The sequence below is a fragment of the Enterobacter asburiae genome, from assembly GCA_011754535.1.
Taxonomy (GTDB): Bacteria; Pseudomonadota; Gammaproteobacteria; order Enterobacterales; family Enterobacteriaceae; genus Enterobacter; species Enterobacter cloacae_N.
Genome location: JAAQVN010000001.1, coordinates 3,710,332 through 3,731,527, shown reverse-complemented (window position 1 = coordinate 3,731,527; position 21,196 = coordinate 3,710,332). Strand labels below are relative to the sequence as shown.

The 21,196-nt window shown below is 49.3% G+C and carries 17 protein-coding genes, 1 other RNA gene and 4 pseudogenes; 11 read left to right on the top strand and 11 right to left on the bottom strand.

All coding sequences use genetic code 11. From position 1 onward, the window contains the following. Positions 1 to 22: 22 nt before the first annotated feature. Positions 23 to 472 carry a carboxymuconolactone decarboxylase family protein gene (locus HBM95_17645; GenBank protein NIH44737.1) on the bottom strand — a complete coding sequence of 150 codons (450 nt, stop codon included), beginning with the start codon at positions 470 to 472 and terminating at the stop codon, positions 23 to 25. A gap of 566 nt (positions 473 to 1,038) precedes the next feature. Here HBM95_17645 and HBM95_17640 point away from each other — a divergent pair. From HBM95_17640 to HBM95_17630, 3 genes and pseudogenes are all read left to right on the top strand, one after another. Then, a complete protein-coding gene (locus HBM95_17640) occupies positions 1,039 to 1,419 on the top strand; it encodes a 2Fe-2S iron-sulfur cluster binding domain-containing protein (protein NIH44736.1) in 381 nt (126 codons plus the stop codon). After that, positions 1,382 to 2,296, top strand: a complete 915-nt coding sequence (locus tag HBM95_17635) for a LysR family transcriptional regulator (protein ID NIH44735.1) — start codon at positions 1,382 to 1,384, stop codon at positions 2,294 to 2,296. Before HBM95_17640 ends, HBM95_17635 begins: the two co-directional genes overlap by 38 nt. Positions 2,297 to 2,542: 246 nt before the next feature. Next, positions 2,543 to 2,698: pseudogene (locus HBM95_17630) on the top strand (integrase). Between the two features lie 86 nt (positions 2,699 to 2,784). Here HBM95_17630 and HBM95_17625 read toward each other — a convergent pair. Both HBM95_17625 and HBM95_17620 read right to left on the bottom strand, forming a co-directional pair. Next, positions 2,785 to 3,150, bottom strand: a complete 366-nt coding sequence (locus tag HBM95_17625; protein ID NIH44734.1) for a helix-turn-helix domain-containing protein — start codon at positions 3,148 to 3,150, stop codon at positions 2,785 to 2,787. A 45-nt stretch (positions 3,151 to 3,195) separates the two neighbouring features. Beyond that, the gene (locus HBM95_17620) at positions 3,196 to 3,978 is read right to left on the bottom strand and encodes a MipA/OmpV family protein (protein NIH44733.1); all 783 of its coding nucleotides are present in this window, start codon (positions 3,976 to 3,978) and stop codon (positions 3,196 to 3,198) included. A 120-nt stretch (positions 3,979 to 4,098) separates the two neighbouring features. Between HBM95_17620 and HBM95_17615 the strand changes: the two genes are divergently transcribed. The 4 genes from HBM95_17615 (at position 4,099) to HBM95_17600 (ending at position 7,268) form a co-directional block, all read left to right on the top strand. Next, positions 4,099 to 4,803 carry a response regulator transcription factor gene (locus HBM95_17615; GenBank protein ID NIH44732.1) on the top strand — a complete coding sequence of 235 codons (705 nt, stop codon included), beginning with the start codon at positions 4,099 to 4,101 and terminating at the stop codon, positions 4,801 to 4,803. Then, positions 4,800 to 5,969: a HAMP domain-containing histidine kinase gene (locus tag HBM95_17610; protein ID NIH44731.1), complete on the top strand. Its 1,170-nt coding sequence runs from the start codon at positions 4,800 to 4,802 to the stop codon at positions 5,967 to 5,969. Before HBM95_17615 ends, HBM95_17610 begins: the two co-directional genes overlap by 4 nt. A 655-nt stretch (positions 5,970 to 6,624) precedes the next feature. Further along, positions 6,625 to 6,855, top strand: coding sequence for an AbrB/MazE/SpoVT family DNA-binding domain-containing protein (locus HBM95_17605; protein ID NIH44730.1), 231 nt, complete (start codon positions 6,625 to 6,627; stop codon positions 6,853 to 6,855). After that, positions 6,852 to 7,268, top strand: a complete 417-nt coding sequence (locus tag HBM95_17600; GenBank protein NIH44729.1) for a type II toxin-antitoxin system VapC family toxin — start codon at positions 6,852 to 6,854, stop codon at positions 7,266 to 7,268. The genes HBM95_17605 and HBM95_17600 overlap by 4 nt, the downstream gene beginning before the upstream one ends. A gap of 89 nt (positions 7,269 to 7,357) precedes the next feature. Here the strand turns inward: HBM95_17600 and HBM95_17595 are convergent. From HBM95_17595 to HBM95_17580, 4 genes and pseudogenes are all read right to left on the bottom strand, one after another. Next, positions 7,358 to 7,475 (bottom strand): annotated as a pseudogene (locus HBM95_17595) (arsenical resistance protein ArsH). 77 nt (positions 7,476 to 7,552) lie between these two features. Then, positions 7,553 to 8,017 (bottom strand): H-NS histone family protein, encoded by a 465-nt coding sequence (locus HBM95_17590; protein NIH44728.1) that lies wholly within the window; start codon positions 8,015 to 8,017, stop codon positions 7,553 to 7,555. Between the two features lie 501 nt (positions 8,018 to 8,518). Beyond that, entirely contained in the window at positions 8,519 to 8,746 is a 228-nt protein-coding gene (locus tag HBM95_17585) for a hypothetical protein (GenBank protein NIH44727.1), read from the bottom strand. A 268-nt stretch (positions 8,747 to 9,014) separates the two neighbouring features. Next, on the bottom strand, positions 9,015 to 9,233 hold the full coding sequence (locus tag HBM95_17580; GenBank protein NIH44726.1) for a cold-shock protein: 219 nt from the start codon (positions 9,231 to 9,233) through the stop codon (positions 9,015 to 9,017). A gap of 278 nt (positions 9,234 to 9,511) precedes the next feature. Here HBM95_17580 and HBM95_17575 point away from each other — a divergent pair, with 278 nt between their 5' ends. The 4 genes and pseudogenes from HBM95_17575 (at position 9,512) to lpxP (ending at position 18,493) form a co-directional block, all read left to right on the top strand. Beyond that, complete coding sequence (locus tag HBM95_17575) at positions 9,512 to 9,673, top strand: cold shock domain-containing protein (protein NIH44725.1); 162 nt, start codon at positions 9,512 to 9,514, stop codon at positions 9,671 to 9,673. A gap of 452 nt (positions 9,674 to 10,125) precedes the next feature. Further along, positions 10,126 to 16,764: pseudogene (locus tag HBM95_17570) on the top strand (cyclic beta 1-2 glucan synthetase). A 448-nt stretch (positions 16,765 to 17,212) separates the two neighbouring features. After that, the gene (locus tag HBM95_17565; protein NIH44724.1) at positions 17,213 to 17,443 is read left to right on the top strand and encodes a hypothetical protein; all 231 of its coding nucleotides are present in this window, start codon (positions 17,213 to 17,215) and stop codon (positions 17,441 to 17,443) included. Between the two features lie 141 nt (positions 17,444 to 17,584). Beyond that, positions 17,585 to 18,493 carry a kdo(2)-lipid IV(A) palmitoleoyltransferase gene (lpxP, locus tag HBM95_17560; protein NIH44723.1) on the top strand — a complete coding sequence of 303 codons (909 nt, stop codon included), beginning with the start codon at positions 17,585 to 17,587 and terminating at the stop codon, positions 18,491 to 18,493. Between the two features lie 397 nt (positions 18,494 to 18,890). Here lpxP and HBM95_17555 read toward each other — a convergent pair whose 3' ends face one another. From HBM95_17555 to smpB, 4 genes and pseudogenes are all read right to left on the bottom strand, one after another. Then, positions 18,891 to 19,109, bottom strand: coding sequence for a hypothetical protein (locus HBM95_17555; protein ID NIH44722.1), 219 nt, complete (start codon positions 19,107 to 19,109; stop codon positions 18,891 to 18,893). 447 nt (positions 19,110 to 19,556) lie between these two features. Continuing rightward, positions 19,557 to 20,012: pseudogene (locus HBM95_17550) on the bottom strand (integrase arm-type DNA-binding domain-containing protein). A 204-nt stretch (positions 20,013 to 20,216) separates the two neighbouring features. Beyond that, positions 20,217 to 20,580: a transfer-messenger RNA gene (ssrA, locus tag HBM95_17545) on the bottom strand. Between the two features lie 89 nt (positions 20,581 to 20,669). Then, positions 20,670 to 21,152 (bottom strand): SsrA-binding protein SmpB, encoded by a 483-nt coding sequence (smpB, locus tag HBM95_17540; GenBank protein ID NIH44721.1) that lies wholly within the window; start codon positions 21,150 to 21,152, stop codon positions 20,670 to 20,672. Positions 21,153 to 21,196 lie beyond the last annotated feature (44 nt).

Genomic DNA, 21,196 nt, shown 5'->3' with positions numbered 1-21,196 from the left:
CGAGAAGAAAACGAATGGTAATTTATGCCTTGGCCAGCGGCTTCATTCGAAAGCTGACGCCCATACGATTAAGTGCATTCATTGTTGCAATAACGATGGTCAAATCGACCAAATCTTTTTCACCAAATACTGAAAGCGCTGCAGAATACGCTTCATCCGAAGCATGTGTCTCACTTACTCGGGTAACTTCTTCAGCCCATGCCAGTGCCGCTTGCTCCAGATCCGAGAATAAATATGTAGCCTCCTCCCATACGGGAATCAGAACTATTTTCTCTACCGACATGCCACACTTTATAAGATCGCGGGTGTGAATATCAATACAATGCGCGCAGCCATTAATCTGAGATACTCTTAAAAAAACCAAATGTATTAACTCTTCCGGGAGATTTGTTCCTGTTGTGGCGAAATGATGCAGAGTTCCCAGTGCCTTTGAGCCTTCTGCAGATACCTGGAACCAATTTGGACGTTTCATTCGTTTTCCTTTAGAAAGTGTTATTTGATTGATTTATCTACGGAAATATGCCTCACCTTCTTCAGAAGGGTTACTGATGGATACTTCAGTGTTAAGCCATCATAATCAAAATTGACATATAAAAAAGACACAAAGGAGAGGAAAACGCGTAGGACATGATAAAAATGGAATGCCATGAAACTAATATGGGTTTAACTTTGATTCCACAATGATGATTGTTTGAATGGCCAGTTTTAGTCTTTATGCAGAAATGGCACCTGAGGATGTGACTTGGTGAAGGCCTGCATCATTATGGTAAAAAAGGTGCAGGATACATTGTCGGAACACTCTTTCTTCTGGCTGAACTGACGATTACCAGCAGGTTAAAGCCTGGCTATCCCAAACGACAATCGACGTTCCCAGGGAAGAAATGTTTAATTCATATGTAATGAAATTCGTTCTGTACGTCCACCTCTCGCTCATAGCGGACTCCGCCCGGTTGCCCTCATGAGCGATTCTGTCAGTAAAGTGCCAACTCAACCTGAGTCAGGTATTCAGCGCAGCACGGAGCGCCGGTCTGCAGAGCAATCCGAAAGCAGAGCGCATATTACACGTTCACCGTCACACTTTCATCTTCTGGCCAGCGGTTCAGTACCCCTGCCGACAAATCGATTGCGACCGTGCTGACAGAAAACGGTATTGATATACCCATTTCCTGTGAAATCGGGATGTGCGGCACCTGTCTGGCCCCGGTCGAGTCCGGGAAAGCTGACCACCGTGATACGGTGCAGTCAGACGAAGAAAAGACGGGTACCTTCCACGATAATCCCTCCGTTAACTTTTCGGGCAGGATTATTCACCTGCGCGGGACAGTTGAAAAACGGATAAAACTCGCGCTTAATGTGAGTAAAACTCACATTAGGATGTCTGATGTCGCTACCCCCTCTTTATGCACTGCGGGCTTTTGAAGCAGCCGCGCGGCTGAACTCATTCAGTAAGGCAGCAGAATTACTCAACATTACGCCGGGTGCTGTCAGCCGGCATATCCGCACGCTTGAAGCATGGTTTGAATGCGAGCTTTTCAGGCGAAACGGACCGCGAGTAAGAGTTAGCGAGGCGGGACGCACCCTGGCCGGACAGCTGACTGAGGGTTTTATGAGCATAGAGCGTGCCTGTAACGCCTTCAGAAGTCACAGCCAGTTTTTACGCCTTAAGGCCCCCTCAACACTTACCATGAGATGGCTTCTTGATGTGCTCAACGACTTCCGCAAAAACCATATGACTCCTGGGATAGAGATTACCAGCGTCTGGATGGACACGGACGAGGTGGATTTCAACCGTGAGCCCTACGACTGTGCCATTCTGCTCGGCAACGGCTATTTTGGGGAGGGGACAGAGAGCAGGCTGCTTTTCAGCGAGTGGCTGATACCTGTCTGCTCTCCTGCGATGCTTGCCAGCGCACGGGAATCTCTTCCTGAATGTGACCTTATCCATCCCTCTCCGGACCGTCGTGACTGGCGGAGGTGGCTGAAGAGGACGGGGCGCTTTACGGGGCTTAGCATCAGTGGCGGGAAAGTCTTCGATACGCTGGAGCAGGGAAATCTTGCCGCCCTGAGCGGACACGGCGTGTCTGTCGGTGACCTGCTTTTGAGCACTGAGGCATTAAAAAGCGGTCTGCTGACACTTCCTTTCCCGGAAGCGGTGGCAACCGGTGACGGATATTACCTAGTTTGGCCGGATAATACTGTCAGAAAGCAAAACGTAGAAATACTGCTGAAATGGCTGAAGCATCGCGTACCCGTACTGCCTGATGAGGCACTGATTTACCTTGACGGGGACGGGTAAGGATTTTACTGAGTGGAAAAATCTGTCTTTTACATCATCAGGGGGCTTCATACGCTATGCGGAATGCAAACTCTGGTTAAAGAGGTTAATTCAGAGTTTACGTCCCCTTTGTGCTGTGAGTTCAACGGGTCGATGCAACACTATCCTTAATCAAGGGGGACGTTGCTATGAAACGAAGAACACGGATTAACTACACGCCAGAACAGAAGGCAATTATCTGGGACAGATATAAGCAGGGTGATTCTCTCAATGCGCAGAACCAAGCCATATCTTATCTATAAAAAAACGAAGAACCTTCGGGTAATCCAGTTACTTTTAGGGCACAAAAAACTCGAAAGCACAGTACGTTACCTTGGCATTGAAGTAGATGATGCACTGGAAATATCGGAGTCAATTGAAGTCTGGCCTGTGAGGGCTGCATCAGCAGCCCTTAGGGATACCAACTGTTCAGCGTTCAGTTTTTTAACAAAAAATACGATGAAGACCCGCTAAAGCAACTCAGTGAGAGTTGTTTTAGAATCCCTAATCGAGGGGATTGCCTGACGGTATCTGGCTGGCGAAATACCATAATGACGCGTAAAGGCACGAGTGAACGTTTGTTGAGACTCAAAGTGGTATTTCTCAGCAATGTCAGCAATTCTTTCGTTAGTGCAAATAAGCTCAGATGCAGCCGACTTCATTTTTTCATCTCTGATTAAAACCCCTATACTTCTTCCTGTGTACTTTTTAAAGTGCCGGTTAAGGTACCATTTTGTATAACCAGATTTACAGGCCACATCGGCAACCGTAATTTGCTTATCAGCATGTCCTTTTATCCAGGTAAGCAGAGTGTCAATAAGCTTTTTATCGGCCATATATTCTCCGTCATTCATCCAGCACTGAGTTCACTACCTTTAGATTCAGAAGGTATAGGTAATGGCCATCACACCCATGACCTGGTCGCGTCGAAATACGATCGGGCTGTCTGCAGCGTGGTCTCCCAGCCATGTGTAACCTGCAGTTATGGCACTTCCCCAGTGATCGTCGAACTGATGCCCCCATGTAACCGTGGTCGCTACGCCATAAAATCCACCTGGCGCGTTATAACGGGAATAACCAGTTCGGGAACTCTGCTGCCCACTGACACCGTAAAAGGTATTCATATATCGTCCATCGCCAAAAAGTGCCGCAGACTGTATGGCTAAAGTGTCAGCTTTGTTTTGTACCGGTAGGAATGTCAGCGAAGTCTGATAATTAACTCCCTGACTGTCGCTCACTGGCAAGGTCGCTTTGCCCTCAATGACCATCCACGGCGTGACAGACCAGCCTAGTGCCAGTGCAGTATTGACGGAGGCTTTTATATTGCCCATTCCCCTCAGCTTGTCAGAGCCATCACGCCAGTCCGAATCACGGTCAGCACGACCCATTCCCCAGCCTAAGGTATGTTCCAGATAGAGTCCGTTATCACTCTGAATGTCATAGCCAAGACCTTTTTGAGAATCGAAGAAGAGTGCACCTTTACGCGCCTGCAGGAAAGGCACAGGCTGCAGGCGCATTTTGTCAGAGCCACTATACCGGGGAGCATACTGACCTCCTGCGCCGACAGTAACGCCATCCTGCGATACGCTGTCATCTGAATGCGCGTATGAAGTGAAAAGTAGAGCCAGTCCGGCCATATACAGCGAGCTTGTTTTACCTATCATCCTTACATTCCTCTGTTTCAGATACCCTGCAAGTGCAGGTGAAATTAACCAGGCCCTCAGTATCGCAACCGATTGTCAATAAACAGCCTGGGTTTTATGTAGAAATGGTCAAGGTGCGCAATGCAGACAAAAAAAATACTGGTTATTGAAGATGACAGTGATGCAGCAGAAGTCCTGGAAGCTTATCTGCTGAGCAGAATGCTTTCTGCTGCTGACGGGTATCAGGGGCTCAGACAATTTGCGCTCTGGAAACCTGACCTGATTCTTCTGGATATGATGCTGCCGGGTATCGGCGGTAATGAGGTGCTTCAGGCAGTCAGACGCGAGAGCGACGTCCCCGTGATAATTGTTACCGCCATGGGTGACGCAGAGGATCGAATAGGTACACTCCGGTTCGGCGCCGATGATTATGTCTGCAAACCATACCATCCCGGCGAAGTCATCGCCCGGGTGCACGCAGTGTTGAGAAGAGCGGAAAAAACAGATCCTTCATCAGATATCGCCTCACCGGACGGGAAGATAATCTGGCAGTCTCTGACGGTCTTTACCGAGACCATGCTCGCAACGGTGAAAGATGGCAGCAGCAGTGGATATCATCTTGAACTTACCCCCACGGAGTTTTCACTGCTGACAGAACTGGTTCGATCGCCTTTCCGGCCTCTCAGCAGGCAGTACCTGCTTGAAAACTGCATACCAGAAAGCGATGCTCTGGTCAGAGTGGTGGACACGCATGTTTATAATCTCAGAAAAAAACTCGCTGCAGCAGGCATGACTGCCGTGTTGCTAAATGTTCGTGGATTTGGATACAGGTTCTCACACCCATGAAAAAAAACCATCAGACTCTGTGGCAATGGATGTGTATTCGCATCCTTACTCTTGCAATCGGTACTGTCATTCTCATTGCGTTCTGCATGTGGCTGCGTTTCGCAGTGCAATATACGTGGATTACTCAGCATATGCCCCCGGATGTTTTCAGAGAATTTCTTGCACTGAGGCAACATCCTGAAACCGATCTTGCCCGGTTCCATGAAATTGTTGATACATGGTGGGGAGTGCGTTTTTCAGATCCTTCTGTTTCCTCATCAGACTGGATTACGGTTGGCATTCTTGTCCTGGTAACCATTCCTTTTATCGTTTATTTCGGCCTCAGAAATGCGCGCCCACTTTCTAAACAGTTTGGCCATCTTAAGAGGGCAGCCGAAGCCGTCACTATGGGGCAGTTTGGTGCCCAGGCTGAACGCGTAGACAATGCGCCGGCAGAATTAGTCGATTTCTCGCAAGACTTTAACGCCATGACCCGACAACTGGCTTTATATGAAAAAGAACTGAGAGAATCTCATGTTGCGATGGCCCACGAGTTACGTTCCCCTTTGACAGCGGCAATTGGACGCCTGCAGGGGATGCTCGATGGTGTTTTTACAACTGAACCGCGCCAGTTACAAATGGTTATGAACCAGCTTGGCTATCTGAGCAGGTTGATAAATGATTTACACATGCTTTCTCTTGCTGATGCCGGTCAGCTTCGCATGGATTTTGTCCCGGCAAATCTGTGTGAACTTATTCAGGAGCGGTTGCACGGTTTCAGCCCCATTATGGATGAAGCCGGAGTCAGAGCAGAATTCAAATATGAAAAGAAAACAATCCTGCACGTTGATCCCTTAAGGGTGGGGCAGGTACTCACCATTCTCATGGAAAACGCTGTCCGTTATGGTCGTCAGGGTGGGACGTTCAGGATAGACATGCGCGTTGAAAAAGAGTGGTGTCTGATTGATTTCAGTGATGACGGGCCGGGGGTCCCTGAGGAATTTCTCAGCACCATGTTTGAACGCTTCAAGCGGGGAGAAACTTCCCGTTCACGCCATTCGGGCGGCAGCGGGCTGGGACTTTCCATAGCAAAAGCTATATGCGTTGCCCACGGGGGCAGGATCAGTGCTCATCTGCCACCACAGGGTGGACTGCTGATAAGGCTTCATTTTCCTTTGTCCCGTTGAAAAGCAGATAAATTTCGCTTCTTGACAGGTCCTTGACTGTTCGTCAGGCGAATCTCGACAATTTTCAGTTTTAATGGCGCGAATTATTCCAGGAGCAGCGCCATGAACGACGATATCGGTGTGTAATACCATGGACGGTTTTTGTTTGTAAAAGCTCTTCCCCTGCTCGTAAGCGTACATCGGGAGTCGTATTGACGGGGATGTGTTATTCAATTGGCGGCGTGATGCGCCACAGCAGACTGCCTGAAACCGGAAATGCCCTGGTCGGTCTCTTTTTCATCGGATTTGCGGCCAAGCTGGCCAGCGCTATCTCGTGATCCACCCTGTCAGCTGCATACAGACCGCCTTCCCGGCGGTTTTTTTATGCCTTTTCTACGGTGACAAGACAGGGCGTAAGTCTGCCTGCCCGTGGCTCAAGATCCGACTTTACCTTTTTCCGGATCTCAGCAGAAAAAGAGAGAAATGTGTATAGGTGTGGCATATCCATATGCCGGGCATCTGCACAGGTATAACATACGTATATCCTCAACATCTGCATATGCTGCACCTATACATATGCTAAGCATCTGCCTATACTGGACATATGCACGCACCCGGTGCAATGAACAACATTCCAGATATGCATTACATATCCACACTCACCCGGGAGAAAATCATGAGAACCGTATCCATTTTTAAAAACGGCAATAACCGCGCCATCCGTCTGCCCCGCGATCTGGATTTTGAGGGGGTGAGCAAGCTGGAGATCGTCCGGGAGGGGGACAGCATCATCCTGCGCCCCGTCCGGCCGACCTGGGGCTCGTTCGCGCAGCTGGAAAAAGCAGACCCGGACTTTATGGCGGAGCGCGAGGACGTTGTCAGCGACGAAGTACGATTTAACCTGTGAACAAGATCTATATGCTCGACACCAACATCTGCTCGTTCATCATGCGCGAGCAGCCTGAAGCGGTGCTGAAGCGCCTGGAGCAGGCGGTGCTGCGTGGCCATCGAATCGTGGTCTCGGCCATCACCTACTCGGAGATGCGCTTCGGGGCCACAGGCCCGAAAGCCTCGCCCCGGCACGTGCAGCTGGTTGACGCGTTCTGCACTCGTCTGGATGCCATCCTGCCCTGGGACCGCGCCGCGGTGGATGCGACTACAGAAATCAAGGTCGCGCTGCGCCTCGCCGGGACGCCGATCGGCTCGAACGATACGGCGATTGCCGGGCACGCCATTGCCGCCGGCGCCGTGCTGGTGACGAACAATGTGCTGGAGTTTGAGCGGGTGCCGGGCCTGACGCTTGAAGACTGGGTTAACTGACGGCAGAAAGGATATTTGAGGAATGTCCGCTTTGTGCCTATCGCAGACGTTGTTAAGCTCATGCAGTATGGATTCACGAAGAACATACGTTATTTTTTGTCCTGATTGACTCGGAATGAAAACTCCAGATGGCTCTCTTTTCGCTCGCTGTAACGATCTGCAAGATAACCGTTTTGTCCCTTAAAACAGCTCCTCGGCTACATCGACGGAACTAAATGTTTCTCGACTATTCTCTAAGGCAACTTGCGGCCTATAAAAAAAGAACCGGTATAACCCGGTTCTTTTTAACTGATTTCAAAATCTTTTAATTCCCCACCTTCAGCAATCAGCTTTGAGAGCCGCTTCGGCATTCGCCCCTGACCTGACCATGTTTTTGGCTCTCCAGTTTCGTCAGTATATCGATACTTCGCGGGGCGGGGGGAGCGCGTCCTTTTAACCTTACCCGGAGAGCCAACAACAGCCATAAGTTCGGATGGGTCGATACCCTCATCAAGCATCATCTGACGAAGTGATTCCAGTTTATCGCGGCGCTGACTTTCATTTGCAAGACGTAATGTCTCTTCTTCCCGTCGTTCTATAAGAATAATTTTAAACTTTTCCAGAACATCTTCCAGTACATCTAATGACATTTCACGAGTCTGAGAACGTAAGGTACGGATATTGTTTAACTGTGTTAGAGCATCTGACATAAAGAGACCTTTTAAAGTTTTTTCGTTGTTCAGCAAATACCAATGTCGACGGTTGCTCATCAACACGATTTTTCTTACTGAGCATTTTAATGCGATTGGGACATATTGTTATTAACGAGGTTTAGACTACTTATATAAATCTCTTATCGCAAGAAAAATTAAGAAGAATGTGCAAGAACTAAATTACAACTCATACGAAATGTCCATGCATTTTTGAAGGTACTTAAAACTATGATGCCAGGAGTCATCCGGAGAGCCTTTTTATATCCTCATAACTTATTGCTTCAGTCACACCTGATGAGATTTAAAATGAGGAGAGACAGCGCCGCCGCTTAGCAAGGTTTTTCACAAATGGCAAGATGGCACGCAGGGGAGAGACACCTGCATTTTGTCAGAAGGTAGCGAATTACTCTCTCTTTATAGAGGTGTTTCTAAAAAGTGTAATGTAAAAAAAAGCCTGCTGTTAGCAGGCCATAAATGTTTTCAACTCATTTTTTGTTCGATTCTGATAAATAGGGTAAGCATGCAATTAAACGTGGAGCAGAGAGCATGACAAAAATGCTATAAATATTTCCTGGCCGCATCAAGTATCTCCTGTGACGTTAACTCCCTGTCAGTAGCCACGTAAACAATACCATGATCGCCAGTTAAGGAAGGAAAACCTGCAGACATAATCCGAAGATGTGTTTCTTCACCGTTTGGATATTCCTGCCTGATAGAGGATATACCTTCCAGAACGGTCATGACTTTACAGGATTCAGCATTAAAGAAAACAAGGACTTTAATCATATTCTATTACCATGTTCTCTCGTGGATATTAACTGGCAGATGCCATTAAGGTCAAAGCCATTACGCACTTCTTATTTAACATGTGGTTAGTTTGTGCTTTTAGACTTTTTATGCAGTAGTACTGCACTTCATCACATCGGTTAGCATACTCATAATTTTGAAAAATATGCTGATCAGATATTATGAATAAACGACTTTCATCTGATTTAAGTTATGGATCTGTCTACTCAGGAATAATCCTTCATCGTTATCGCAGACCCACAATGATTTATTTATCGCAAAGTGTTACGTTTGCAGCAGCAGGACCCTTGTCTCCGCGGTGAATGGCGAATTCAACTTTCTGACCTTCAAATAAAGTTTTAAAGTTGTCGCCATCAAGTGCAGATAAATGGACAAAGATATCTTTGCTGCCATCAAGAGGAGAGATGAAGCCAAAACCTTTGTCTTCGTTAAACCATTTAACCAGGCCCATAATTCTAGAGGTCATACTGACTCCGTTATACATGATTGTATTGATAGTAAACGTATAAGATTAAACATATGGACTCAAAAGAGGGGATATCAACGATAGCGCCTGGTAATGAGAACTGCCCGGAAAATTTCTAACTTTCATTAGTACATCGAACTGATGGGATTCATTAAGGCACAGGGAATCGATATAAGCAAATTATCTTTTAGCCGTCCAGAGGTCCTGTAGGGAAAATAAAAGTGGCTGAATGCCATTTTCAATGTATAGTCTTTACGTGTTTTCAATAAGGAATTGACTTGTCCCATAAAATGACAGGAATTGTCAAAAGCTTTGATATTCTTAGTGGTAAAGGCCTCATCATCCCATCTGATGGACGAAAAGACGTTCTGCTTCACATTTCAGCCGTTAACTCTCGCGAATCAGAATTACTCATCCCTGGAAGCCGCATAGAGTTTTGACGGATAAACGGTCTCAGGGGGCCTGTGGCTGCGAACATTTATCTTTCCTGATTTTCAGTGTGTCAAAATAGATAGATTAAAACTTAACCACATGTGGTACGGTGAAGCTCATTCATTGAAAGGTTAATGGTTATGTCTGTTATCAATTACGCAATGAAATTCTTCAGCAGTGCGTCTACTGCCACTGCTGCCTGTCCTGTTTGTGGCTTAAAATCAGTACAACCGTTGTCAAAAATCCGGCTCAACCAGACCATGCTTTGCCCCGGATGTAAGGCTCTGTTTATCTCCCGACGCTAGCTCGACCAAAACCGCAGAACAGAGCTCATGTCCTATACTTATGTTAGATTCCGGCAGCTGTTAAATCCCTGATGCCTGACGCCCATCCTGAGAGAACGTTTCTGAACTGATTTCGCAACTGCTCCTGCGCGCTAACGTCGCATCAGAGCAATGCTATGAAAATGATCCCCAGAGCGTGGTTTAACCGCTCCCGTATTCCGATGAATGCTGCCGAAAACATAACGTTTTCGGCGAACGATCCTGCCGGTGAAAGCTCGCCGCGGTCAGAACTCTTTTCGACCGTCCAGATGGAACGCTACGGCCAGAAGCTGGCGCGGACTCATAAAGTATCACCGGATAGGCATCCTTATTATCTTCTGAAACGGCTTGGCGACAATGAGGCCGTCATTACCCAAAACTGCTATGAGCTTAACTCGGGTAAAAAGACCAGTATCATGCCCGCCGGTGAATGGCTGCTGGACAATTATTATCTGATTGAGGAACAAATCCGCACTGTCCGCCAGCATCTGCCGAAAAGCTTTGGCAAAGGTCTTCCGTCGCTTGTATCGCCGTTGAATTGCCCACGAATTTATCATATTGCATCTGAGGCCATTGCTCACGGCGATGGCCGCTGGGATGCCGCCAGCCTGACCAGCTATCTCACTGCCTATCAACAGGTGACGCCGCTGACGCTGGGTGAAGTCTGGGCGTTACCGGGAATGCTGCGCCTTGCGCTGATTGAAAATCTTCGTCGTATCAGTGTGGAAGTGATAAAAGCGCAGCAGGACAGAAACCTTGCTGATACGTGGATAACAAGGATTGTCGAATGCGCAGAGAGTGCGCCTGGTGATTTAATCATGGTGGTTGCCGATATGGCGCGCTCCCGACCTCCGTTAACCAGTGCGTTTGTCGCAGAGCTGGTGCGGCGCCTGCAGGGGCATGGCAACGCGCTGTCGTTACCTCTGACCTGGGTTGATCAGTGCCTTCGGGAACAGGGGATCACCACTGACGTTCTCATACATAGTTTCAATCAGCAGCTTGCCGCCAGCCAGCTGTCCGTCAGTAACAGCATCGCGGGCCTGCGTTTATTGAGTGAAACGGACTGGGCTGATTTCGCCGAAACGATAAGCGTTGTCGAACAGGCATTACGCAATGATCCTGCCGGCATCTATCCCCGGATGCACTTCAATACCCGGGATCATTACCGGCACGTAGTTGAGGTTCTGGCCAGGGACAGCGGTCTCAGCGAGCCTGAGGTTGCTGAGAAGGTGCTGGCGCTTTCAGAGGAAAAAGCGCCCGATACACCGGAACATCATGTTGGTTATTATCTTGCGGGCGAAGGTCGACAGGCGCTGGATATTCATCTCCTGGCAGACGCCTCAAGGCTCATACGCTTGCGGCACAGTTTCAACAGAATAACCCTGCTGTCATGGCTTGGAAGCCTGGCGTTGCTGACAACCGCAGCGACCGCAGCAATATTGCACGAAACCGCCATGCAGGGCGCAGACTGGCTATTGATCGCGGTGATATTACCTCTGATTATCGCATTAACTCAGTTAATGAGCGATTTGCTCAGTGATGCAACCACCCGTTTTCGCGTTCCTCGCCCCTTGCCGGGGATGGATTTTTCAGCCGGTATTCCCGCTGACAGTGCCACCATGTTAGTCATTCCCTGCATGTTGACCAGCCACGAAAGTTTCAGCCAGCTCCTCACCAGCCTTGAAGTCTGCTGGTTGGGGAATGAAAACGAAAATCTCAGGTTCGCGCTGCTCACTGATTTTGCTGATTCTGAAAATGAACCCTCGCCGGAAAGTCACGCGCTGCTCAGACAGGCTATCGCCGATACGCAGGCGCTTAATCGCCGCTACCCCTCCGGCCGACCACGTTTTTATCTGTTACATCGCCAGCCTGAATGGAACCCCTCGGAAGGAGCGTGGATGGGCTATGAACGCAAGCGGGGAAAACTGGCGTTACTGAACAGCTGGTTGCGCCATCCCGGAACGCAATTCGTCAGCGTTGCAGAGATGCCTGCCCACCTTTTACCGGGTCACATAAAATACGTTATTACCCTGGACAGCGATACGGTGCTCCCGCGCGATACGGCATACAAACTCGTCGCGACGATGGCGCATCCGCTGAATACGCCTGAGTATGATCCGGTACGCCAGAGGGTTGTCAAAGGATTCGGTATTTTACAGCCCGGTCTTGCGGAGGAGATACCACGCAACGGTCAGGGGCGTTACGCAGCCCTGCGCAGCAGCGTACCGGGCAATAACCCTTATTCGATGATGTCTTCGGATATTTATCAAGATCTCTTTGGGGAAGGCTCGTTTGTGGGCAAAGGGATTTACGATGTTGATATTTTTATGCAGGCCACTACCAACATCTGCCCGGAAAATCTGGTACTCAGCCACGATCTGCTTGAAGGATGCTATGCACGTTCGGGTCTGCTGAGCGAGGTGTTACTGTACGAACAGTACCCTAATAATTATCTGTCGGATGTTGCACGACGTTCACGCTGGATCCGGGGTGACTGGCAACTGCTTAACTGGCTAAAACCACGCGTCAGAAAAGCCGATGGAACCCGGGTCAGGAATCCGCTGACCGCGCTTTCTTACTGGAAATTACTCGATAATCTACGTCGCAGTCTGGTCGCCCCCTCCTTACTGGTATTGCTGTTCTTCACTCTGCTTTGGGTACCCAATCCGGTTTACTGGCTGGGCATACTGTTGCTGATATGGCTGCTGCCAGCCATCCTCTGCATTAGCCACGACCTTCTGCATAAACCCCTGCGTCGCCGCGTGAAGCCGCATCTGTTACTGGTGGGGGCGGGCGCGCTTAAGCGTCTGTCAGGTATCAGCCTTAATTTTGCGATACTGCCGCACGAAGCCGGATATTCGCTGAAAGCGATCGCCGTGACGCTATGGCGACTGGGGATAAGCAGGCGTCACCTCAGCCAGTGGGTCAGCCACAGCCAGGACAGCAGTCAGGCCAGACCCACTGTTGCACGTTTTTATCAGGCGATGTGGCTGAACGTTGCCGGTGGCGTGGCGCTGACAATACTGACCGGACAATTTGCCCCACAGCTGCTGGGGATTGCGTTACCGATCGGTTTGGTATGGTGTGTGGCACCGCTGCTGATGAGCTGGCTGAGTCGCCAGCCCGTGCGTAAGTTTTTTTCGCCTAATCAGGAACAAAAACAGCTGTTACGCCAGACAAGCCGTGAAATCTGGGCTTTTTTTGAAACATTTGCCACAGCAAAAGAGAACTGGCTTCCGCCTGATAATTATCAGGAAATACCACAACCGACGGTGGCACACCGAACTTCTCCTACCAATATTGGTCTTTCACTTATGGCTAACCTGACGGCATGGGACTTTGGCTACCTGCCTGGCGGAGAGGTGCTCCGGCGCGTGTCGCTCACGCTCGACACGATGGATAAAATGGAGCACTACCGGGGCCATCTCTACAACTGGTATGACACCCGTACGCTGGTCCCCCTAAGTCCACGCTATATCTCCAGCGTCGACAGCGGCAATATGGCCGGGCATTTATTGACCCTGCGTGCAGGCCTGTCCGCCATGCGTCATCAGCCTGTTTTAAGCAACCAACAGATACTGGCAGGACTGAACGATACGCTGGATATTCTGGAAAAACAGTGGGGTAAGAACCCACCTGACAGCCTGAGACTGCTGCGCAAGCATTGCCTGAACGCGGTGTCGCTCTCTCCGCAGGCGCTTTTCAGCGAACTGAAAAGCATGCGCACCCAGTGCAACCATCTGACCAGCGCATGTCATCAGGGATCTCCTCTTCAGATGCGCTGGGCTGGATATCTGGAGCATCAACTGGTTCAGCTTTGCCATGAGTGGTCTCTGTTGCTTGGCTGGTTGCCTGCATCCTGGAATGAACAGACGCTGCCGACGCTGAGCGAGCTTGCCCGTCCGACATTAACCGGTACAGGAACGCCTCCGGCGTCAGTGGCGGAGCAGGCCCGAATGCGACTCAATATTATCACCGAGCTGGAACAGCGGCTGGATGAGCATGCCCGGATGGATTTCGCCTTTCTGTACAGTGAAGCAACCAGTCTGCTCAGCGTCGGTTATAACTGTGACACCAATATGCCTGACAAGAGCCACTACGATCTCCTGCCGTCTGAAATCCGCCTGACCAGTTTTCTTGCCATTGCGACTAATCAGCTGCCTCTTAAAAGCTGGTACGCGCTGGGTCGATTGTTTACCACGATTGATAATGAAACTGCCCTGATGTCATGGAGCGGATCCATGTTTGAATATCTGATGCCGAATCTGGTGATGCCCACCTGGCCCGGCAGCCTGCTCGATGAAATGAGTCAGTCGGCGGTTATGCGCCAGATTCACTGGGGGAAAGAACGCGGGGTACCATGGGGTGTTTCAGAGTCTGGCTATCATGCTTTTGATGTTCAGCATAATTATCAGTATCAGGCATTTGGCGTACCGGGGCTCGGTCTACGCAGGGGACTTGCCGATGACATGGTTGTTGCTCCTTACGCCACGCTGCTGGCGCTGATGGTTTCCCCACAGAGAGCCTGTGAGAACCTGTTCAGGCTGCAAAAAAATGGTGCACGCGGAGAATACGGTTTTTATGAAGCGCTGGACTATACCCCCTCACGTCTTGCAACCGGTCAGCTCTATGCGGTGGTACAGTCCTGGATGGCGCATCACCAGGGTATGGCATTTCAGGCGCTGGCTCATGTGCTGCTTGACGCCCCCATGACTGAACGCTTTATGTCCAGCACGGTATTCCGGTCAGCGAGCCTGCTGTTACAGGAGCGTGTGCCGGATGCGGTCGATCTGTACAGTCCGCGCCGTCATTTTGAATCTCATGAGGGCATGGTCAAACCCGTTCGCTATGCACCCCGTATTTTCTATAGCGTGGATACCCCCGCCCCGGATATTCAACTCCTGTCCAACGGCCATTATCATCTGATGTTGACCGCGGGCGGCGGTGGTTACAGTCGCTGGAATGATATTGCACTAACGCGCTGGCGCAGTGATACCACCCGTGATAACTGGGGAGCATTCTGCTACATCCGCGATACCCAGACGGGAGATGTGTGGAGCAATACCTGGCAACCAACAGGCTACACCAGCGGACAAGACGAGGAAGTGTTGTTCACCGATGCGGGGGCAGAATTCAGACGCAGCTTAGGGGGACTCAGCGTCAAAACTCAGGTGGTGATCTCTCCTGAGGATGATGTTGAATTGCGACGGCTCACACTGATTCATCGTGGTCGTAAGCCTCGCTCTCTGGAGCTGACAACCTATGCTGAAGTGGTACTGGCACCTGATGCCAGCGATCTGGCACACCCGGCATTCAGCAATTTGTTTATTCAGACTGAGCTGGCTCCTGAGCGTGACGCTATTCTTTGCCACCGGCGCCCGCGCTCACCGGATGAACCGGGCCCTTGCCTGTTTCACATGATGGTGGTGCACGGCGATAACCGACATAACGTGTCGTTTGAAACGGACAGGGCAAGGTTTATTGGACGTGGCAGAAACCCTGCGAATGCACAGGCAATAGAGACGGGAGGGATGCTAGGCAACACGTCGGGCTCGGTGCTGGATCCGATACTGGCAATTCGCAACGCCATCATTCTGCAGCCAGGGCAGCCGGTTACGATTGATATCATTTATGGCATCAGCGAGACCCGTCAGCAGAGCCTGGCGTTGCTGGAGAAATATCGCGATTACCCTATCGCCGATCGCGTCTTTGAACTGGCCTGGTCTCACAGTCTGGTGGTATTGCGCCAGATGAACGCCAGTGAAGATGATGCCACGTTGTTCAATAGTCTCGCCAGCGCTGTGCTTTACCCTGTCCAGGAGCTGCGCGCCGAAGGCCAGGCGATAGGCCGCAACCGGCGTGGCCAGTCCGGACTGTGGGGCTGGGCAATTTCAGGGGATCTGCCGATAGTGCTGCTGAGTATAACCAGCGAGGAAAGTATCACCTCAGTGACCACACTGATTCAGGCACACCGTTACTGGAGACAGAAAGGGTTGGATGTTGATTTGGTTATTCTGAATAACAGCCCCGGCGGCTACCAGCAGGGATTACAAAATCAGATTATGGAGTTAATTTATGCCGGGTCTGAAGCCAGTCTGCTGGATAAAAAGGGCGGGCTTTTTGTCCGGAACGGTGAGCATCTCTCCGCTGAGGATAAGTTGCTTTTGATGAGCGTGGCCTGTCTTTATCTTGATGACCGCGCAGGGGGTATTAATGAGCAGCTTAACCAGCGTATTCATACCCTGAAATCGCCGGCAAGGGCATTCATTCCGCGTGCTGTGCGCGAGCGTAATCAACATACGGACTGGAGCCCTGATACCAGTCAGTTATGCCATTTCAATGGGTACGGTGGATTTTCTCAGGATGGGCGGGAGTATCAGATCGTCCTTCGGGAAAATGCGCTTACACCGGCTCCCTGGTCGAACATACTGGCAAATTCTCGTTTTGGCAGTGTGATCTCAGAGGCAGGGCAGGCCTATACCTGGTATGAGAATGCCCATGAATACCGGTTGACGCCGTGGGAGAACGATCCGGTGAGCGATCGCAGCGGCGAGGCATTTTACCTGCGCGATGAAGAGAGCGGGGAGTGCTGGTCGCCGACGGCTTTACCTGTTCGCGGACACGGTGATTACCTGACCCGCCATGGTTTTGGCTACAGCGTTTTTGCCCATCGTGAGAGTGGTATAGACAGCGAGTTGACGGTCCTGGTTGCTGAAGAAGATCCGGTTAAACTGGTGCTCCTGACGCTCAGCAACTCTTCGGGACGGACACGTCAACCTCATTCAGACACAACTTAACATAACTTATGCCAGTTATTTTTATATTAAAGCGTATAATAATTACTATATTTCTCAGAGAATTATTTATGTCTTATACAAATGGGCTCAGGTATTTTAAAGAAAGACCGGTTCATGTTGCCTGCCCGGTATGCGCATACAGAGCCGATCAGAAAGCAGGTAAACTAAGAAAAGATGCGGTTCTTGAGTGCCCTGCCTGCGGACTGTTGTTCAGACCTTCAGAATGCTGGTGTATCGGCGGCTGAACGGCTTCTGCCACGTAACGTCAGTGATGTCGGAAAATGACAACGTTCCTCCTGTACTGCAGTTGTCGAGGGTATGATAATGAAATCTAAAAAATCTGTTTTTATTGAAGGACATATCCTGTCGAACAGCTGTCACGGGCAGGCTGGCCAACCTTTCTGTATTCACCGGGTCAGGTTTAGTAATGGTAAATATGCGATTATTCGGGTGGCATCCGGGATATGTTTCAAACCAGGCGAAATTATTCAACGAAACGATTGTGAGTGGTTTTATAAACTTACCAAAATTCGGCTTCTTTCTTTTGAGTACCTTGATGATGATGAATCAAGAAGACAATTTCTTGAGTATCAATGATAAAACATGGATTTATAACAGAATAACTTTGCTGGCTTACAATTCATTCCTGACTCTTTAAATTCTTTACCAGTCATTGCAAAGTTATTTTTTTCTGAATTTAGATGACTTTAAATTGTCTAAAACAAAATGTATCGCTAAAGACAAATTGCTTCATTGTTTTCCTTTTGCGTTATAACCTTCATTAGCATTAAGGAAATTTATGGCACAGACTTTTACTCATAATTTACTTCATCCTCGCCACTGGCTTACCTGGTCTGGTTTGGGTCTGCTGTGGCTTCTCGTTCAACTTCCTTACCCGGTTTTACATACTCTGGGCTCAGGCCTTGGAAAAATATCCAGACCCTTTCTGAAACGCCGGGAAGGAATTGCGATTAGAAATATCGAACTGTGCTTTCCCGAGATGACACCGTTTGCCCGGAGCCAGATGGTCAATAAAAACTTTGTTTCTCTCGGGCTGGGACTGATGGAAACAGGAATGGCCTGGTTCTGGAGCGATGCGAGAGTCAAAAAATGGTTTGATGTCGAAGGGCTTGAAAACCTGACCGGTGCGACAAGAGGAGTAATGGTTGTCGGGATTCATTTTATGTCCCTTGAGTTGTGTGGAAGAATAATGGGGTTATGCCATCCTATGATGGCAACGTATCGCCCACACAATGATCCATTAATGGAATGGGTACAGACAAAAGGGCGTATGCGTTCAAATAAGGCTATGATTAATCGACGTAATTTATCAGGTTTTGTTCATGCGCTAAAAGCAGGTGAAGCCGTTTGGTTTGCACCAGACCAGGATTATGGGTCTAAGGGAAGCGTTTTTGCACCTTTTTTCTCGGTAAAAAAAGCAGCCACGACGAACGGAACGTATGCTCTGTCAAAACTCGCTGGTGCACACTTGATCACACTTAGCATGGTTCGACGTAGCGATAAAAAAGGTTATCACATGTATATCAGCAATCCGTTGGCAGGTTATCCAGGGGAAGATAAGGTCGCCGCAGCGGCTTATATGAACAAGATCATCGAGCGTGAAATTCTCCGTGCTCCTGAGCAATACCTGTGGATGCATCGCAGGTTCAAAACGCGTCCTGAAGGCGAAGACTCTTTATACAAATGAACAACTCAACTTGTCATGAGCCAGAATCTATCTTTCTTGCCACTGCGTATTTGTAAAAATGCGATAAGGAATTTTCGATCGGATTCATGTTAACGATGGCTTGACTGACAGCCAAGGTTAATCAATTGAACCGGTTCGGATTTGAAGGTCCGTTTTTCGCTTATAGTGGACAGTTTAATCCCTATGAGCTCCCATCAGCCTTCATTGGCTCATATGTGGCTTTCGAGAGCTCCGCCCGTGTCGGCCTGTCATCGATACTTGCGCTGCAAACGCGCCGCGCATATATGGTTTGGGCTTACCTTTTATCAAACGCTTAGATTACTTTTCACCTGCCAAATTTTTTGGATAAAAGCCATCATTGCCAAAGCAACATCGAAAAATGCTTAATTAAAAGTGCTCACGCCTGCATCCCCTTACCCCGTGCCAGGTTAATCCTGTCAACGCATTCCCTAAACGCTTTGACTTGCTCTGGAGAGAGCTCAGATTCATCAATGTTGGCCAGAAGAGCATTGAGGGAGCGCTCAATATCATTTTTTGCTAATCGTAAACAGATAACCTTAACCCAACGTGGCGAGAACTTGCTGAGGCCGATTGCTCTTGTGATTCGTAATTTCATGCCATGCCTCTCAACCACCAGTGTGGAGGTTTTCATACTCGCATATAACACGCATTGCCTAGGCCTTCTGTTATTATTTCACCTGCAAGCTGACAATAGGCATTGCGCCTGGGACCAACCAGCTTTCAGCGAACATCAAATTTGGTTGTCCAGCCTGATGCGCAAGCGCTACGTCATACCAGAGAGTTACTGGCTTAACTTATGGCAATTTTAATGATCTGATACAGGTTGGGATGTCAGCTTTGTGCCAGGGAGAGACGTTGCAAATTATCAGGTGCGTTAATACATGGCGCGCTGACTGGCTCTTACAGATTCGACTGAACAGCCTTGAGCGTCCGTTTTCGAATCCAGCCGCTTCCTGCACGTATCGCCAGCCAGTACGCGGCCATTTTTAGCTGAGTGATTCTATCCGGACAGTAGATGAACGTTTCAGTACATAGCTCATACTGACCTTTTTTCAGTTCCGCTAACGTCGCCAATCGCAGGAAAGACATCTCTTTCAAGAGAGCGCCAGATATCTTCCGCATAGTCCTCTGTCACACTGGCCTTCTTCACATTCCACCAACGTTCAGCCACGAGCTGGAAAGTATTGGTTTTGGCTTCCAGCGAACTGCGAAGTTGTTCCTGCTGATGTTCCTGTGGATCGATTTGTTTCGCCAGGAGTGAGCGAGACTCTGCTCTGTAGTTTCTGGCATCGGCAAGGGTAACTGACGGGTAGGGACCAATGCTCTTCTTCGCTCGTTTCTTAGTGACAGGGCGAATGTAGCGAAATTGCCAGATTTTACTTCCGCTGGATTTGATCAGTAGCTCAAGGCCATCGCCATCATAGAGCACATAGTCTACTTCCTTAGGTTTGGCAGATTCGATTTCCTTAACGGAGAGAGGTTTAGTTTGTCTTGCCATTGCCGGGTTTCCATAGTTTTAGGCACCTCAAAAACAATAAAGCTTTATGAGGTGCCTAACAAGGTGCCTAAAAGGTTCGGATTTAATTAGTCGAGTTCAGACTTCGGGGGACAAACTGAGGGCACAAAAAAGCCCGCAAGGCTTGCGCCGTGCGGGCTCTTAGGACTTCATCGGATGACTCTGGTAATCACCGATGGAGAATTTTGGTGGAGCTGGCGGGAGTTGAACCCGCGTCCGAAATTTCTACATCCTCGGTACTACATGCTTAGTTTGTCTTTACATTCGCACGCCAGCTGCGGACAGACACGCCACTAACGAACTAGCCTGATTAGTTTTAACGCTTCAACCCCAGGCAGGGCTTCCACGCGATCTCTTTTGGGTTTGACCTCTCTTTGATCCCCGTCTTAAGAGCGGAAGCTAGGGAGAGAGGGCTCAGAGCAGGTTATTAAGCTGCTAAAGCGTAGTTTTCGTCGTTTGCGACTATTTTTTTGCGGCTTTTAACGAGGCAAACCGCCCCTCGGCATGCACCTTGGGTTTCGCAAATCCCGTCGAATCCAGAATCAGCCCCAATAGTGTTGAACTGAGTATACCAGATTTCACTTCCTGGATACCAGCCCGGAACGCTAACTTATTGAATAGTACAATAAGTGTGCAGAATCAACGTCCTGCGTTTTTCATGATGCGCGCTTTATCCAACTGCCACTCGCGCTCTTTCAGGTCAGTACGTTTATCGTGCTGTTTTTTACCTTTCGCGACGCCAACTTTCACTTTGCACCAGGCGTTTTTCCAGTACAGCGACAGGGCGACCACGGTGAAACCTTCACGGTTGATGCGTCCGTAGAGGGATTCCAGCTCACGCTTGTTCAGCAGCAGCTTGCGGGTGCGCGTTGGGTCACATACGTAGTGTGACGAGGCGACGGTCAGCGGCGTAAAGTTCGCGCCGAACAGGAAGGCTTCGCCATCTTTAAGGATCACGTAGCTGTCGCCGATGTTGGCTTTCCCGGCGCGCAGCGATTTTACTTCCCAGCCCTGCAACGCAAGGCCAGCTTCGAATTCTTCTTCAATGAAATACTCGTGGCGAGCACGCTTGTTGAGCGCAATGGTCGCCGAGCCTGGTTTATGTGCTTTTTTCTTCGTCATAAGTGTCGTAAAGCCGTCGGTAATCTGATTTCAAAAAGTCACCT